Source organism: Paenibacillus sp. SEL1, assembly GCF_054602535.1.
Genome location: NZ_CM137723.1, coordinates 5,471,661 through 5,488,809, shown reverse-complemented (window position 1 = coordinate 5,488,809; position 17,149 = coordinate 5,471,661). Strand labels below are relative to the sequence as shown.

The following is a 17,149-nucleotide window of genomic DNA, read 5'->3' as shown; positions in this document are numbered from 1 at the left end:
TATGGCTGAACAACGTATTTACTCTATAAAGGACCTGAATCGTTATATCCGGATGAAACTGGAATCGGATCAGGTGCTGTCTGATGTATGGATACGCGGGGAAATTTCTAATTTCACGCATCATTCGAGTGGTCACATGTACTTTACGCTCAAGGATGAGGGGAGCCGCATACGTTCGATTATGTTTGCAACCCATAATCAGCGGCTTCCCTTCGTACCGAAAGAAGGTACGCGTGTTATTGCCCGGGGAAACGTATCCGTGTACGAACGAGATGGACAATATCAGTTTTATGCGACTCAAATGCAGCCTGATGGTATAGGAAGCCTTTATTTGGCTTACGAACAGCTCAAGCAAAAGCTGGATGCAGAGGGAGTGTTTGATACTGCTCGTAAGCGTAATCTCCCTGCCCATCCGGCAACCATTGGCGTGATTACGTCACCGACCGGAGCGGCTGTGCGTGATATTATTACGACACTTCAACGGCGATACCCGCAGGCTGGAATTGTGTTGTATCCTGTGCTTGTACAAGGAAAAGGTGCCGCACCCTCGATCGTCAGGGCAATTGAAGCTATGAATCGTATGCAAGAGGTTCAGGTGATGATCGTCGGACGGGGAGGTGGCTCGTTGGAAGAACTGTGGGCGTTTAATGAGGAAGCGGTTGCGCGCGCTATTTACGCATCGGTCATTCCGGTTATTTCGGCAGTTGGACACGAAACGGATTTTACCATTGCCGATTTTGTGGCTGACTTGCGTGCAGCAACGCCAACCGCAGCAGCTGAGTTGGCTGTGCCTAATCAGGCAGAGCTACGGGATCAGCTGCTCCAGCGTGAGCAACGCCTGCGCAACGCCCTCCGGCAGCGGCTGGAAACCAGCCGTGAACGCTTGGTGAGGCTTCAGCGTTCACCAGTCCTGCTGCACCCACGCCGCTATATGCTACAGCATGCAGAGCGAATGGACATGCTGCATCAGCGGCTAATCCGCGCAGTGGGTAACCGTTCACGCTTAAACGCAGAAAAGAATGCACGTATGCGTCAGGTACTAGAGCGGTTTAATCCACGTGAACAAATTCGTTCGGCACGCAAGCAGGCGGATATGGCGCAACGTCAGCTGGAGTCTGCGATGCGTGCTATTACGAAAACGGGACGGCAGCAGTTGCACACGGGAATTCGTCAGCTGGATGCGCTGAGCCCACTCAAAGTCATGGCCCGAGGCTATAGCTTGGTATACGATGAGCAGGAGAAACGGCTGATTAAGTCGCTCAAAGACGTACAGCCGGGAGATTCCATCAAGATTAAAGTGAGTGATGGGCAGTTGGACTGCCAAGTATGGGGAATGAAGGAGGACGCGAAGCACGGTGGCGAATGAAACGGAATTGAATTTTGAAGCGGCTATGGCCGCTCTTGAAGAAATTGTCGGACAACTGGAGCATGGAGACGTTCCTCTGGAGCAAGCCATTGATTTGTTCCAGCGGGGGATGAAGCTGTCTCAGCTTTGCAGTCAAAAGCTGGAGCAGGTTGAACGTAAAATTGAAATGATCGTGGAAGAGGATGGAGATTTGCGCAAGAAGCCTTTTGGCGGCGGATTAGATGAAAACGGCGGTGAAGGGCTTGAATAGACCGTCGTTCAAGGAATATTTGACCGGGACGGCGGATGCGGTTTCGTCTGCACTGGCCGAGCAGTTCCCGGCCGATTGGAACATTCCCGATGTTCTTCGAGAATCTATGAATTATTCACTCACCGCAGGCGGAAAACGGCTGCGGCCTCTGCTTGTGATCGCTGCTGCTGAAGCATTCGGTGGAAGCAGGGAAGCTGCGTTGCCAGTGGCATGTGCGGTAGAAATGGTACATACGTACTCTCTCATTCATGACGACTTGCCAGCCATGGATGATGATGATTATCGGCGAGGTAAGCTGACGAATCATAAGGTATACGGCGAGGCGGTTGCCGTCCTTGCGGGTGATGCTTTGTTGACCCATGCCTTTTACAGCATTGTGCAAGCAGGACGACGTCACGGTGTTTCATCCGATTCGCTGTTGTCCATTGTTGAGGATTTGTCCGAAATGAGTGGCGCGCGGGGCATGGTAGGCGGACAGGTCGCCGATATGTCAGGCGAGCAAGGAATGACGGGGATCGAGGAACTGGAATATATCCATCTTCATAAAACTGCTGATTTGATTATTTTCTCGCTCTTGGCAGGTGGACGGATTGGTGGGGCGGATAAGAGTCAATTAGAGGCGCTTCGCCGCTTTGGACGAGACTTGGGGCTGGCTTTTCAGATACAGGACGATATACTGGACCTCATAGGCGATGAGAGCAAAATGGGTAAGAAAACGCAAAGTGATGTTGAGCAGGAGAAGGTTACCTATCCGTATTTCATTGGTATGGACGCATCTTTGCGGCAGGTGGAGGAACTCACCGCATCTGCTAAAAAAGTGATAACAGAGAGCGGTATTCCCGATTCTTCTCGTTTGCTGGAGATAGCGGATTACCTGATGAAGCGTGATCATTAGTTGCGTTAGAGCTGTTTTGACTTGTCTGCGTTTAAGCACAGTTAAAAAGTGTGATATAATACTTGTTAACTTTACACACAAACTTGAAGGAAAGCGGGGAGATATGCGTGCTGCTTCCACACATAAAGCAACCAGGCGATCTGAAATCACTGTCGGTTGAGGAGTTGGCTTCTCTAGCCGAGGAAATCAGGAGCTTTTTGATTGAGAAGCTGTCCGTGACTGGGGGGCATCTGGCATCGAATCTGGGAGTGGTTGAGCTCACGATCGCCCTGCATTATTGCTATAACAGTCCAAAGGACAAGATGATTTATGACGTTGGGCACCAAGCCTACGTACACAAAATATTGACAGGGCGAATGGACCGTTTTGATACACTTCGTCAGCGTGATGGACTTTGTGGTTTTGTAAAAAGAAGTGAGAGCGAGCATGATGTTTGGGAAGCCGGTCATAGCAGCACTTCTCTGTCGGCGGCAATGGGAATGGCCTTGGCTCGAGATTTGAAGGGCGAGGACAATAAAGTCATTGCAATGATCGGAGACGGAGCGTTGACTGGGGGGATGGCCTTCGAAGCGTTGAATCATATCGGTCATGAGCGCAAAAATTTAATGGTCATTCTGAATGACAACGAAATGTCCATAGCACCTAATGTAGGGGCCATGCATAATTATTTGAGCAAAATCCGCTCGGACCGTCATTATTTGCGAGCAAAAGATGAGCTGGAAGTTTTGCTGAAAAAAATACCCGCGATCGGCGGTAAACTTGCCAAATCGGCTGGCCGTGTCAAGGACAGTCTTAAATATATGATGGTGCCTGGTGTACTGTTTGAGGAACTGGGACTTACGTATCTCGGTCCAGTGGACGGACATGATTTGCCGAAGCTAATCGAAACCTTCCAGCAGGCTGATAATGTCACTGGCCCTGTATTGGTGCATGTCGTAACAACCAAGGGCAAGGGCTATAAACCTGCGGAAGCAGATTCACACAAATGGCATGGAATCAGTCCTTACAAAATTGAATCGGGTCAGGTACTCAAAGCTGTAGGTAATCCGATGTATACGGAAATTTTCGGTCGAACGTTGATTGAACTGGCTGAGCAGGATGAGCGCATCGTTGCGGTCACCCCCGCTATGCCTGGCGGATCAGGATTGGTACCGTTTAGTAAAGAGTTTCCTAGCCGTATGATTGACGTCGGCATTGCTGAACAGCATGCAGCTACCATGTGTGCTGCGTTGGCAATGGAAGGGATGAAGCCGGTGTTTGCGGTGTATTCCACTTTTATGCAGCGTGCTTATGACCAGATTGTGCATGATATCTGTCGTCATAATGCGAACGTAATGTTTGCGATTGACCGTGCAGGTTTTGTTGGGGCTGACGGGGAAACTCATCATGGCGTGTTTGATGTGGCATTCTTGCGTCATATCCCGAATCTTGTGCTTATGATGCCAAAGGATGAGAACGAGCTACGCCATATGATGAAAACAGCGCTCGACTATGAAGATGGTCCAATTGCTTATCGTTACCCGCGTGTTAATGTGGTTGGCGTGCCGATGGATAAAGAATTACAGGCTATTCCCATCGGCAGTTGGGAGCTCCTGCGTAAAGGCGAGGGCTTTGCTGTAATCGCATCAGGACCGATGCTCCAGGTGGCGACAGAGGCTGCGGAGGCGATGAAACGGGAAGGTTTGCAAGTGGGCGTCGTGAATGCCCGTTTCCTGAAGCCTTTGGACGAGGATATGTTGCGTGAGCTGGCTCGTCAGCATACGAAGCTGATCGTATTGGAAGAAGCTTCTGAAGCAGGAAGCTTGGGTAGCGCTGTACTGGAATTTTACGCTAAAGCCGAAATACAAGAGGCACAGGTGCGCCTAATGGGGATTCCCGATCTGTTCGTGGAGCATGGCTCCATCAAAGAGCAGCGTGCTGAAGTAGGTCTTACCATTGAAGATGTATGCTTAAAGCTGCGTAAATGGGCTGCTGAGCCAGCATATGGCATGGGACAATCCGTATAGGGTAACTTGAAGTGAAGACCATGACGTTTATAAAAAGTATGACAAGAGCAGCCTGGCTGCCTAAAGGGAGATTAACATGTCTGTTCCGAAGGAACGCATTGATGTATTACTTGTAGAACAAGGCTTTTTTGAAAGCCGTGAAAAAGCTAAAGCTGCGATTATGGCTGGGCTAGTGCTGGCGGACAGCGAACGGATCGAGAAGGCGGGGATGAAGGTACCACGCGCCAGCGAGCTTAAAGTTAAGGGTTCGGTGCATCCGTATGTAAGCCGTGGAGGATTGAAGCTGGAGAAGGCCATCCGTCAATTTGAGCTGGATATGAAGGGCAGGACAATGCTGGATATTGGCTCGTCCACTGGAGGTTTTACGGATTGTGCGCTTCAGCATGGAGCTGAATACGTATACGCCATTGATGTGGGTTATAACCAGCTGGATTGGTCCCTTCGTAATGATGAACGAGTATGCGTAATGGAGAAAACGAATTTCAGATATATGACACCCGCGGATTTGAATGGTTCCGTGCCGAATTTCGCTAGTATTGACGTTTCCTTTATTTCATTACGTATTATTTTGCCCCCGTTGTTTGCCTTGTTGCATCAACCTGCTGATATTGTAGCTCTAATCAAGCCGCAATTCGAAGCTGGACGCGAAAAGGTCGGAAAATCCGGTGTGGTCCGTGATCCTGCTACGCATAAAGAAGTGTTGCAGACCATTCTGATGTTTGCACATGAGCTTGGACTTACGCTGCAAGGTTTGGCTTATTCGCCTATTACAGGTGGAGAAGGCAATATTGAATTTTTAGCGCATTGGCGTTTGGATGGGCTTCCTGCTGCAGAATCGCAGCTGGAGAAGATGGATTTCAGACCACTGATTGAACGTACCGTTCAGGAAGCAGGTCAGACTTTTAATAATGGTCCATCGCGTAAGTAACATTCAGGGGTTCTCCATGAGTTCTGTGAACTTAAGGGAACCTCTTTTTGGTGTGAGGGATTGATTATAGAACTCACGTTCGCCTATAATGAGATGTACAAAGGAAAAGGGATTTTACATCTTGTCCTAGAATATGTCCATGAGGTGATCGGTCCATGGACACAAGATATGATACGGTTATCATCGCTGTAATCGGGGTGATATTAGGGATATGGGCTTTGTATAGCCTACGTGCCTGGTTGAAGGAGCCAGGGCCGCTTGTACTAAAGACGATACCGATTAACGAGGACTTGGACGAAGGGCCTGTCACAGACCTACTCGAAGAAGCAGGATATGAAGTAGTGGGCGGGAAGATGAAAATACCGCTTGCTTTTAAAGTGAATGGACATACCGTGTATAGCCGTTTGTTTATAGACTACGTGGCTGTACGAAACGGTTCGACATATATGGTCAAAACGTCACGCCGCAAGAAACCAATGGAGTGGAGTGGTCCTGATTTAAGGGACAGGCTCATGCCGTATTTATTGCTCTATCCGGGTTGCGCGGGTGTATTGTACGTTGATACGGACGAGCGAAGTATTCGCCTTATTACATTAGTGGAAGACCTCGAAGAAGAGGAATATGAAGGTTAATCGGAGGATTATATGAAGGGTCAACGACATATTAAAATCAGGGAAATTATTTCACAACATGAGATTGAGACGCAGGATGATCTGGTGGAAGCATTGCGTAAGGCTGGTTTTCAGGTCACGCAGGCGACCGTATCGCGTGATATCAAGGAGTTGCTGCTCATTAAGGTTCCAATGGACGATGGCAGATATAAATATTCGATGCCTTCAGATCAGCGCTACAATCCGGCCCAGAAACTGAAACGTACGTTGGTCGATAACTTTTTGCATATTGACTACACAACCAACCTGATTGTGATGAAGTGTCTGCCGGGAACAGCCAACTCGATTGCTGCTTTATTGGACAATATTGAATGGTCTGAGATTATGGGTACGATTAGCGGAGATGACACCATTTTGATTATTTGTCGATCAGAAGAAAACAGCGAAGCTATCGTGAATCGTCTTATGGGCTACATTTCCTAATTATAATGGCTACGCATATTAGGCGTTTTAATTTGTACATCATAGAGGTGAAAGAACGATGCTGGTCACTTTGTCTATACGGAATTTGGCGGTTGTAGAGGCCGTCGATGTTCATTTTTATAAAGGGTTTCATGTGTTGAGCGGGGAAACAGGTGCTGGCAAATCCATTATTATCGATGCGCTTGGGCTGATTGCAGGCGGTAGGGGCTCTGCTGATTTAGTGCGTTACGGTTGTGATAAAGCAGAGATGGAAGCCTTATTTGAACTGCCGGTGAAACATCCAGTTTGGAATACACTTGAGGAACAAGGGATTAAGGCTAATGCAGAGGAGCATTTGCTGATTCGTCGCGAACTTACGGTTCAGGGGAAAAGCTCTTCACGAATTAACGGCCAGATGGTTAATTTAACGATGCTGCGTGAGGTAGGTGAGCAACTCGTCAATATCCACGGGCAACATGAGCATCAAAGCCTGCTACGTGCAGATCGCCATCTGGCGCTACTGGATACGTTCGGTGATTCGGTCATTGGTCCGGTCAAAACGCTTTATCGGGAGCGTTACAATGCTTTTGTCAAAGCGGAAAAAGAAGTAAGAGAACTGCAAAGCTCCAGTCAAAAGGCTTATCAGCTTTTGGATATGTACCGATTTCAATTAGAAGAGATCGCTGCGGCGGAGTTGAAATTGGGAGAAGATGAATTATTGGCAGAGGAACGGGTCAAGCTATCCCATAGTGAGAAAATGATGGATGGGATATCAGGAGCATACGAACTGCTAAGCGGCAGAGGTGGACTGGATACGATCAATAACGTGTTGTCCAGATTAAACGATGTCCAAAGCTATGATAGCAAAAGCCTTCAGCCCATTGCGGAGCAGATTCAATCTGCTTTTTACCAGTTGGAGGACGCAGCATTCCAATTACGTTCTTATCGCGAGGATATTGAATTTAATCCAGGCAAGCTGCATGAAGTGGAGCAACGTTTGAATCAAATTACCGGATTACAGCGAAAATATGGTGATAGTATAGAGCTGATTTTGGAATACTATAGCCGTATTGAGCAGGAAACCGATCTGCTGGAAAATAAAGATGAGCGGCTGGAGCAGCTCATTGCAAAACGGGATGAGTTGCTTTCCGATTTGTTGGAGATTTCAGAAGAGCTTACAGAAGCACGTGAAATTTGTGCTGAAGAGCTTGCAGAGCAAGTGGAGCAGGAGTTAAAAGACCTGCAGATGGAAAGAACGTCACTCAAGGTGCGCATTGATCCAATTGAAGATCCACGCGGATATGAGTATAAAGGTCTGAAGGTAAGACCTACCAAGCAGGGCATTGATAATGCGGAATTTCTTATATCCCCCAATCCAGGTGAGCCATTACGTCCACTTGGTAAGATCGCTTCAGGCGGTGAGCTATCACGTATCATGTTGGCGATGAAAAGTATTTTTGCGCGTCATGATCAAATTCCAGTACTCATTTTTGACGAGGTGGATACCGGGGTGAGTGGTCGTGCAGCTCAATCCATTGCCGAGAAGCTATATCGTTTATCTTCCGTTTGTCAGGTCTTTTCCATTACTCATTTGCCACAGGTGGCATGTATGGCAGATCATCAGTACCTTATTGAGAAAAATGTCCATGATGGACGGACCATGACTCAAATTGAGGGACTTACGGAGGATGGGCGTGTCAAGGAATTGGCACGGATGCTGGGCGGCGTGGAAATTACCGAAAAAACTTTGCATCACGCACAGGAAATGCTGAATTTGGCGGAAGGAAAGAAAGCCTGAAAAGAGCGGCTGGCGTAATGTTTAACAGTTATAAAAGCCTGGGGGCAAGGTTACCTTATAGGTACGCAATTGGCGACCACCTTTACTCGTCAAGCGAAAGAAGCAAAGGGAGCGTGACAGCCATTGAATTTTTACTCCAGGATCAAATTGCTCGGTCTTTTGCTTGTTTTTCTTATGTGTTCTATCGGTAACGCTCAGCATGTGCAAGCTGCGCTGCCTCCACAAGCTTCTTTGGATTTGTTCGGCTCTAAAAGCATGAGGACAACCCAAGAAAGTGTAGTTCCCGATTTAAAAGTATACCCGGGGGGGCAGACGATTGGGGTCAAAGTAAAATCTTCAGGAGTGCTTGTCGTCGGTCACCATATCATTCAGGAAAGTAATGATCGTAAGGTGTCACCTGGTGAAACAGCGGGGATTCGCCTAGGGGATCGGATCACACACATGAACGGCAAACCACTCAATAGCCTGGCAAGGGTTGCTGAGGCAGTAGACGAAGCAGGTAAGAATAAAAAGCCACTCGACATTACACTTTGTCGAGGAGAGCAGACGATTTCCACGAAGTTAACACCAGCATATGATCAAGATGATAAAGCGTGGCGGCTTGGGTTGTACATTAGAGACTCGGCTGCAGGTGTAGGTACATTAACGTTTTACGCACCGGACCAGGGTGTATACGGGGCATTGGGCCACGTAATTACCGATATGAATACCCAAACCCCTATTGTCGTGGGGAGCGGAGAGATTGTGCAGTCCAATGTGACGTCAATTGCGAAAAGCCAAAGTGGGGAACCAGGAGAAAAACGCGCTCATTTTCTCAAAGATCATCGGGTATTAGGAAATATTGAACGAAATACGAATTTCGGAATTTTTGGGAAAATGTCAGATGAGCCGCAATATGGATTGTATTCGACTCCTATTCCGGTGGCTCTTGCGAATGAAGTAAAGGAAGGACCTGCAGAAATTTTGACTGTACTGGAAGGTCAACAAATTCAGCGGTTTCAGGCGGAAATTGTACACATTTCTCAGCAGGACAAACCAGCAACCAAAGGACTTGTGATTCGCATTGTAGATCCAAAGCTGTTGGATAAGACCGGGGGAATCGTGCAAGGAATGAGCGGTAGTCCGATTATTCAAAATGGTAAGCTTATCGGGGCTGTGACACATGTATTTGTGAATGATCCTAAATCAGGTTACGGTTGTTTTATCGAATGGATGCTGCGCGATGCAGGAATCATGCAGAATAACGTAAGCTTGAAATCATTTTCTAATCTTAAGGCGAGCTAGTGGCCTTAAGATTTTTTTGTCGAAAAGCAGGGGAATAACTCATATTTGCAAGATAAAGAATCAATTATAATAGAAATTATAAAAAAAATAAATAAAAATAATTTTCGACAGAAGGAATTCATAATTCGATGTCGAAATCATATACTCCGACAAGAAATATTTATATACTGTAAACAGATATCACAATGGAATATCACTCAATGAGGAGGAAGTACATTGCAAAAAATTGAGGTATTGTTGGCTGATGACAACCGGGAATTTACGAATTTGCTTGCTGAATATATTTCCGATCAGGAGGATATGGAAGTTACAGGAATCGCCTATAACGGCGAAGAAGTGCTCCAACGCATCGCAGAATCCCGCAACATACCTGATGTACTTATTTTAGATATTATTATGCCTCATCTGGATGGTCTCGGTGTATTGGAGCGTTTAAGAGAAATGAACCTGACTCCACAGCCGAAAATCATTATGCTGACTGCATTCGGTCAAGAAAATATTACACAGAGGGCCGTACAGCTCGGGGCATCTTATTATATTTTGAAGCCGTTTGACATGGAAGTGCTGGCTAACCGTGTTCGCCAATTAGTGGGGCCGCAGTTAGTTAGCAGCAGTCCGGTGACCATTTCATCCATGCGGTCCAACGTTGTACCTATGGGTAAGACGAAAAACCTGGATGCCAGTATCACGGCCATCATACATGAAATTGGTGTACCAGCTCACATCAAGGGCTATCAATATTTACGCGAAGCCATTACGATGGTGTACAATAATATCGAAATTTTGGGAGCCATCACCAAAACGTTATATCCGGCAATCGCCGAAAAGTTCAAAACGACGGCATCTCGCGTAGAACGCGCCATTCGTCATGCTATCGAGGTAGCATGGACCCGTGGAAATATCGACAGCATTTCACACCTGTTCGGGTACACCATTAATATCAGTAAGTCCAAACCAACCAATTCAGAGTTCATAGCGATGGTAGCAGATAAGCTGAGAATTGAGAACAAGGTGTCCTGAAAGGGTCAGAATGATTGATGAAGCAAGGGATTTTTGTGGTTTTACGTTTATCAATGATAATTGCAGGGATGGCTATTATATTTCCAAAACAGCCGACCCGATCCGATAAACTTCTGAATAGTAGACAACTAATACCGCCTATTTATTGGTTCTTCCAAGAACCAGTAAATAGGCGGTATTTTTTATAAACGATTTTGAATTTCAATTGGACAATTTAAAGTTTTCTTCAATTATCATCATTTTCATTACTTTCAGTAGTCGTTCTATTAAGGTAGAAAGTTGTAAAGAAATATTATTGAACTATTGCTTGATCGACAAGCTCTATTAGAAATATAATTAAAACAATCTTTCAAATGAGGTGAATCGGATGTCTTTCCGTATTGTTCGAGGTATTTAGTTTCCGGGCTGGAAAAAACGCGTACCAGCCGTCAAGGGGAAAGTCTATCCTTTTGACTACAAAACTAAAATAATGAATGATATCGGTCTGCTATCCCGTAGTATTTATCCCTAATTGGAAGGTGGAAAGAAAATGAATTCAATAGAGTATAAAGAGTTTTATAATAAGATTGGAAAAATCAACGGCTGGAATTTCAGCAATGTGAAATGTATCTCCAAAGGAGTAAAATGGGACTTCTACAATGAAGTAGCGAAGACATGCAAGAAGTCGGATATATTGCTTGATATCGGTACTGGCGGCGGGGAAGCAATTTTATCAATAGCAGATTCTGCATTACTTTTAGTTGGGATTGACCATTCCACCGGAATGATTGAAACAGCAACCAAGAATTCTGCTGAATCAGACATAGCAAATGTTCGTTTTCTCCAGATGGATGCTGAAAATCTAAATTTTCCTGAGAACTTCTTTAATGTAATCTCTTCTCGACATTCATGTTTTTATGCAAAAGAAATAGCAAAGGTGTTAGTAAAGGATGGTATGTTCCTGACACAGCAAGTAAGCGAAAACGACAAATTAAATATTAAAGAAGCGTTTGGAAGAGGACAGGCATGGGGTGCTAAGAAAGACTCGTTAAAAGCTCAATATATTACCGAATTAAGTGACGCGGGCTTTAAGGACATACAGTCATTTGAATTCAATGCAACCGAATATTATCAGACTCCTGCAGACTTAATATTTCTCTTGAAACACACACCAATTATTCCCAACTTCGGAGAAGAAGAAATTGATTTTCAAATACTCCAACAATTTATTTTGGACAATCAAACCGAATTAGGAATAAGGACAAATTCAGAACGATTTATGGTGAATGCTAGGAAGTAAAACATAAAGGGATACCCGTTTTTGGGTATCCTTTTTTTAAGTTTGATGGAATAAGTGAATAAAGATTTTCAGCATCTCCCTCCCTATATGACGGTACAATTGTTGGGGATTATAAAACATAATGCTCTCCACGAGGTTATAAAATAAACCTGAATCAGTTGCACTAACCATCACGAAGAAAAAGTTCCCTTTTGTAAACAGTTCTGAAATTCTCTTTAAATTTGATATAAACAATGTGTCGTTTCTTGTCGATATAGTATCTAATATAAAGAGAACTGAGGAGCGAATATATGAAATTTAACATTCGAACAAAATTGATATTGGGTTTTCTTGCAGTAATAATATTATTGATTGTCATTAGTACAACATCTATCTCAAAAATGAAAAATTTAGGCGACACTTCGATGGAAATAGATAGCCATTGGATGCCAAGTGTGACTATCCTGGGAACACTAAATGGTGATATATCTGATGTAGAGCGGATCTCATTAAACATTATTGTAGAACGTGACCCAGAAGAAATGGAGAAGGTTCAGGCCGAATATGATAAGGTTTTAAAAAAGGTTGAGGACGATCGAAAAATATACGAAAAATTAATTGCTACCCCTAAAGAACGTGAAATGTATGAAGAATTCTCCAAAAATTATACGGAGTATTTGGCTAAGTTGCCAGAAATGATTGAAGCGGGGAAAGCTAATGATTACACTCAATCAAGCATCCTTCATCAAGAGTCCTATAAGTTATGGTATAGTTCAAACGATATGATCAGCCAGCTCATTAAATTGAATGCAGATGGATCTAAACAGACTACGAAGGAAGCTGTTGACAACTTTATTTCAGGTAGACAATTGGTCATCGTTTTGAGTATAGCAGCCGTTATATTAGCATTGATCATGGCAATCATCATAGCCCAAATTATTTCTAAACCTATCTTGCGAATCAGTCGTGCTGCTGAAAATATTGCATCGGGTGATCTTACAAGTGAGGCTATCATTGTGAAGGGCAAGGACGAGATCAGTACGTTGGCACATTCCTTCAATGTCATGGTTGAGAACCTTCGTGAACTGATTCAATCTGTGAGTAAGACGACTGAGTTGGTAACCACTTCCTCAGAAGAATTGACGGCCAGCGCAGAGCAAAATAGCCAAGCTTCTGCACAAATAACCGAAACGGTGCAAGAAGTAGCTACTGGAACAGGAGACCAGGTAGATATGGTGACGAAATCGTCCCAAGCTATTGAGGAGATGTCTATCGGTGTTGAGCAAATCGCCATCCGCGCGCAAAATGTATTCGCATCTGCGCAAGATGCGGCCCATAAATCGGCTGAAGGTAACCAGATGATTCAACAGGCAGTTACGCAGATGAATGCCGTAAATGATTCGATGAATGGATTGGCAGATCTCATGGCTGGATTGGGAGAGCGCTCAGACGAAATTGGCAAGATCATTGATGTTATCACCAATATTTCTAGTCAGACCAACCTTCTTGCCTTGAACGCTGCGATTGAAGCGGCCCGTGCAGGAGAACATGGTCGCGGATTTGCTGTAGTTGCAGGCGAAGTTCGCAAGTTGGCTGAACAATCCGCTCATTCTGCTCAACAAATTACGGAGCTTGTGGGATTGATTCAAAAGGATACTACCCATGCTATTGAAGCGGTAGCGTCCAACGGGAAGGATGTCATGACAGGTCGTGAAGTTGTACAAAATGCAGGCGCATCCTTTGAACTCATTCAGGAAACCGTAAATAAAGTGGCCAGTGAAATTGAAGAGGTTTCTGCCGGATCAGAACAAATGTCTGCAAGTACTGATGAGATTGTTGGTTTTGTCAGACAAATTTCAGCGATTGCTGAAGAAGCCGCAGCAGGGACACAACACGTATCTGCCGCAACTCAGGAACAGCTGGCATCTATGGAGGAAATTGCTTCTTCTGCAAGAAATCTGTCCCAAATGGCGGAAGACCTGCAAGGGCAAATTGGTAAATTCAAAGTATAATTCGTATACTGCTTTTTATGTTTAAGAGGAACTAGCTGCTCTATTGTGAGCGGCTTTTTTCTGTTTTTTTTATTAATATATTGTTGATTAAAGGGTGGAGATATGAGGAGCCTGTAATTGGAACGATATGATATAATGGTGTGAAATTCTTTGGGTTGGAGTGACATGATGGATAATAAGACTGAACTTAAAGCAAGTGAACTACGTCAGTTAGCGATAGACAAAATCATAGCTACACCATTTTTGAGTGATTTTAAATATCTGAAAATCAGAAAAGTTTTGAAAAAAGAAACCAAGGAATTTATATTTGAAATTAGTTTTGGTGCGACTAAATATGATGCATTAAAAGTTTATATTGTCGTAGAATCCAAAAAAATAAAAAAGAAGTATAGTACTGGGGCTTGTTTTCACAGTGAATTGATTGCTCTGACCAAGAAATATACGGAAAACAGGGATTACCTTGTGTCCACAGAAGCAGAAAGAGAACGAGTGATCCAAGAGATCGTTGAAGATATCTACGCTTTTGCGTTGCCCTTTTTCAAGCGATTCGAACATGTAGAAACACTAGCAGAACAAGTACATAAGTCAGGTTTTTTACCGCATCGCAAACGCTTTGATAAGTTTAATCCGTTGACGAAAAGATTCATTGATTTTTATTATCAAGGGGAGTAATGTAGCCATCTGGGCCATTTTTATTCTCACCATTGGGCTATGATAAGGAGAACGATCTTCATAGAGGGGATATTATCGTTTTTCAAAAGGATGATGTACAATTTGTAAAACGGGTCAATGTACTCCTCAGGAGAAGATGATTTACCTAATATGCTCAGTTAGAGGCGAGTCGGATGTTGCACGGGAGGGTACGATTTTTATATGGAGACAATCGGATGAACAGCACAGAGGCTGTATACACGGGTATATTTCAATGAATAAAGCTATAGGCTAAGTCATCGCAATGAACGGGCTAGTGGTATTAACCCAATTGATTCTAAAGCAAAGGCGGGAATGAGAGCATGTGGAATAGTCTGACTTGGGTGTTCTTCGGCGTGTTGTTGGTGGCATTGGGTTGGATTGTTAAAGTAAGGCGTAGTCGCAGCAGCAACAAACAATTGAATGAACAGCGGAGCAGTAATGTCGTTGAATTTCGTCCTCGTAAGTCCGCTCGACAATCCCGTACCGGTAATGAATCTAAGTCTAAAATTTCTTCCGGTCCACGCGCAAATACAAAAGCAGCAGGTATTCAGGCCCAAACTGGATTTGGACTATCTGACTCTATCCAGGACACAGGCAAGCAAAAATGCTCCTTTTGTAAAAAAGAAGACAAATTAACCTTCTATGCGGATGACAATGGATCGTTGTATGGGGTATGCAAAGAGTGTAAGCATAAGGCGGAAAGACGGGATATGTTGCCACTTTAGTCTATACAGACGATTGAGGACCATCATTAAAGAAATCTTTTTATTAATAAAAACTCCCAACCGATGTAGTAAATTGGTTAGGAGTTTTTTGTTTGTATTTTACATTGTTATCTAATTTGCCTGTCAATTAGTTCCTCGAGTGCATCCGCTATGTGATCTGGTCCATAGGAGAGCTCTTCCCGGCTTAAGCTCAACCAGGCATGGCGCTCATCCATATCAAATGCAGTCTCAAGCCAACCAGATAACCCTCTGCCCCTGCGGTCTACTTCTACAAGCACATGCACACCCTCGGGTTCTAACTGCATAATCAGCTCTAGCTCCTCGATATCACGTGCATATTCTGATCCGGGCGTAAATTCAAATTCCTGTACGTACGGAACGCCGCGTCCCAGCTTAGGATGACGTTCGCAGGTGGAGGAGCGGAATCGGAAGCCCAACAGGTGAACCGCCTCAAACACTGTATTCATATAGGGATGTGGCTCGATTTTGAGTGAATCACGATCGGTCGGGTCCAAAGCCATGCCAATATCTAATGCTGTTTCCAGCCAGACGGGCTGTTTGGCGTGAGTAACAGGAGTTTCCAACGGCAATCTGAAGGAAAAAGGAATTTCAAGCTCCTGTCCTTGCTCTAGATGAAAGCCGTCAGATACCTTAATCCGTGCAATGCAGCAGGTGCTGATAGTTTTTTTATCATCGTGCTCCACGATATATTCTGTCTTGAGCTCGATGTCAATTTTGCCGATTTCCTGATCAATTTTGCCGCCTTTGATGCGCATGATGCCACTAAGTTCTTCCCCAGGCACATATACAGCTTGATCCACCAACGTATCGACTTTAGCTGAACCGATTCCTGCGCTTGCTAAGATTTTGTTAAAAAAACTCATTATTCCGTCCCCCCAGATAATCTCATGGTCATGATATACAAACGAAAACTAAAAACTTGTACAGCTTAACCGGATATACGGGGCAATGGTTCGATTCGTTCCAAAAAAATGCAAGAAAAAAAAGTTACTGGTACTCACGTAGGCATATTGCAGCTTGTCGATCTATCTGTCCACTAATCGCAGTTCACTTTATGAGGAGGTATAAAGCAATTTCGACAACGAGGCTCATAAGCCTCAGAGTCGCCGATCATCACAATAGGTCCCACAGTGGAAGGTTTACCATTTACCATACGTTGCGTAAATACTGCTTCCGAGCTACCGCAGACAGCGCAAAAGGAAGTCAGCTTCTCGATGTCATCCGCCATGGCGAGCAGACCACCGACATAGCCGAACTCCTTGCCTCGATAATCCAGATTCAGCCCATCGGCAATTACATGCTTGCCGCAATAAGCTAGCTCTTGTACAAGCGACATAATATGACGACTGAAAAACTGGACTTCGTCAAAGGCAACCACGTCGGCATCTTTTGTTTCTTGCAAAATACGCTGAACGAGCTCATCTGTAAGTTTTCTTGGGATAGAGATAGCGGGCAGACGATATCCGATCCGGCTTACTATTTCGTCCTCGGCATAGCGGTTATCTTCAGCGGGTTTGTAAGCGACCACTTTACGATGCCCGTATTGGATTAGTTTTTGACAGCGGCGAATCAATTCGCCGGATTTTTCACTGAACATGGGGCCTGTAATAATCGTAATTCGTCCTGTAGGCAAAGCGAATTCCCCTCTCTGTAACATGTACATAACACTGTAAATCTTCTTCTCCGAAAGAAAACGCCATTATAGATTACCATAACCAGCCGTATACAGACTAGAGAAAATATATTGATTTTCGACATGTTTTTGTATGTCCATTCCTAAAACGTAAATGTGGTCGTCATTGCTCTGCCGCCGCGGGCAT

16 protein-coding genes are annotated in these 17,149 nt (G+C 44.6%); 14 read left to right on the top strand and 2 right to left on the bottom strand.

Annotation, left to right across the window (positions count from 1 at the left end):
- The first annotated feature begins 1 nt into the window (after window position 1).
- The 14 genes from xseA (at window position 2) to ACYCSE_RS25120 (ending at window position 15,308) form a co-directional block, all read left to right on the top strand.
- Window positions 2-1,366 (top strand): exodeoxyribonuclease VII large subunit, encoded by a 1,365-nt coding sequence (xseA, locus tag ACYCSE_RS25185; RefSeq protein WP_459700509.1) that lies wholly within the window; start codon window positions 2-4, stop codon window positions 1,364-1,366.
- Window positions 1,356-1,616 carry an exodeoxyribonuclease VII small subunit gene (gene xseB / locus ACYCSE_RS25180; RefSeq protein WP_013310814.1) on the top strand — a complete coding sequence of 87 codons (261 nt, stop codon included), beginning with the start codon at window positions 1,356-1,358 and terminating at the stop codon, window positions 1,614-1,616. Before xseA ends, xseB begins: the two co-directional genes overlap by 11 nt.
- Window positions 1,588-2,511 (top strand): polyprenyl synthetase family protein, encoded by a 924-nt coding sequence (locus tag ACYCSE_RS25175; RefSeq protein WP_250261071.1) that lies wholly within the window; start codon window positions 1,588-1,590, stop codon window positions 2,509-2,511. The genes xseB and ACYCSE_RS25175 overlap by 29 nt, the downstream gene beginning before the upstream one ends.
- A 107-nt stretch (window positions 2,512-2,618) precedes the next feature.
- A complete protein-coding gene (gene dxs / locus ACYCSE_RS25170) occupies window positions 2,619-4,517 on the top strand; it encodes a 1-deoxy-D-xylulose-5-phosphate synthase (RefSeq protein ID WP_039270954.1) in 1,899 nt (632 codons plus the stop codon).
- A 76-nt stretch (window positions 4,518-4,593) separates the two neighbouring features.
- Window positions 4,594-5,445 (top strand): TlyA family RNA methyltransferase, encoded by an 852-nt coding sequence (locus ACYCSE_RS25165; protein WP_459700506.1) that lies wholly within the window; start codon window positions 4,594-4,596, stop codon window positions 5,443-5,445.
- Between the two features lie 155 nt (window positions 5,446-5,600).
- Window positions 5,601-6,077, top strand: a complete 477-nt coding sequence (locus tag ACYCSE_RS25160) for a hypothetical protein (protein WP_235309554.1) — start codon at window positions 5,601-5,603, stop codon at window positions 6,075-6,077.
- 12 nt (window positions 6,078-6,089) lie between these two features.
- On the top strand, window positions 6,090-6,539 hold the full coding sequence (ahrC, locus tag ACYCSE_RS25155) for a transcriptional regulator AhrC/ArgR (protein ID WP_013310809.1): 450 nt from the start codon (window positions 6,090-6,092) through the stop codon (window positions 6,537-6,539).
- 58 nt (window positions 6,540-6,597) lie between these two features.
- Window positions 6,598-8,316 (top strand): DNA repair protein RecN, encoded by a 1,719-nt coding sequence (gene recN / locus ACYCSE_RS25150; RefSeq protein WP_250261072.1) that lies wholly within the window; start codon window positions 6,598-6,600, stop codon window positions 8,314-8,316.
- Window positions 8,317-8,439: 123 nt separating this feature from the next.
- Window positions 8,440-9,600 carry a SpoIVB peptidase gene (gene spoIVB / locus ACYCSE_RS25145; RefSeq protein ID WP_446674676.1) on the top strand — a complete coding sequence of 387 codons (1,161 nt, stop codon included), beginning with the start codon at window positions 8,440-8,442 and terminating at the stop codon, window positions 9,598-9,600.
- 216 nt (window positions 9,601-9,816) lie between these two features.
- Complete coding sequence (gene spo0A / locus ACYCSE_RS25140; RefSeq protein ID WP_023989239.1) at window positions 9,817-10,620, top strand: sporulation transcription factor Spo0A; 804 nt, start codon at window positions 9,817-9,819, stop codon at window positions 10,618-10,620.
- 529 nt (window positions 10,621-11,149) lie between these two features.
- A complete protein-coding gene (locus tag ACYCSE_RS25135) occupies window positions 11,150-11,899 on the top strand; it encodes a class I SAM-dependent methyltransferase (RefSeq protein WP_061829255.1) in 750 nt (249 codons plus the stop codon).
- A 290-nt stretch (window positions 11,900-12,189) separates the two neighbouring features.
- A complete protein-coding gene (locus ACYCSE_RS25130; protein ID WP_459700502.1) occupies window positions 12,190-13,890 on the top strand; it encodes a methyl-accepting chemotaxis protein in 1,701 nt (566 codons plus the stop codon).
- A gap of 165 nt (window positions 13,891-14,055) precedes the next feature.
- Window positions 14,056-14,562 (top strand): hypothetical protein, encoded by a 507-nt coding sequence (locus ACYCSE_RS25125; protein WP_459700500.1) that lies wholly within the window; start codon window positions 14,056-14,058, stop codon window positions 14,560-14,562.
- Window positions 14,563-14,903: 341 nt separating this feature from the next.
- On the top strand, window positions 14,904-15,308 hold the full coding sequence (locus ACYCSE_RS25120) for a hypothetical protein (RefSeq protein ID WP_039270967.1): 405 nt from the start codon (window positions 14,904-14,906) through the stop codon (window positions 15,306-15,308).
- A gap of 107 nt (window positions 15,309-15,415) precedes the next feature.
- Here the strand turns inward: ACYCSE_RS25120 and ACYCSE_RS25115 are convergent, their stop codons facing one another.
- Both ACYCSE_RS25115 and ACYCSE_RS25110 read right to left on the bottom strand, forming a co-directional pair.
- The gene (locus ACYCSE_RS25115; protein ID WP_250268730.1) at window positions 15,416-16,192 is read right to left on the bottom strand and encodes a sporulation protein; all 777 of its coding nucleotides are present in this window, start codon (window positions 16,190-16,192) and stop codon (window positions 15,416-15,418) included.
- Window positions 16,193-16,365: 173 nt separating this feature from the next.
- Window positions 16,366-16,962 (bottom strand): thymidine kinase, encoded by a 597-nt coding sequence (locus ACYCSE_RS25110; protein WP_023989232.1) that lies wholly within the window; start codon window positions 16,960-16,962, stop codon window positions 16,366-16,368.
- Window positions 16,963-17,149 lie beyond the last annotated feature (187 nt).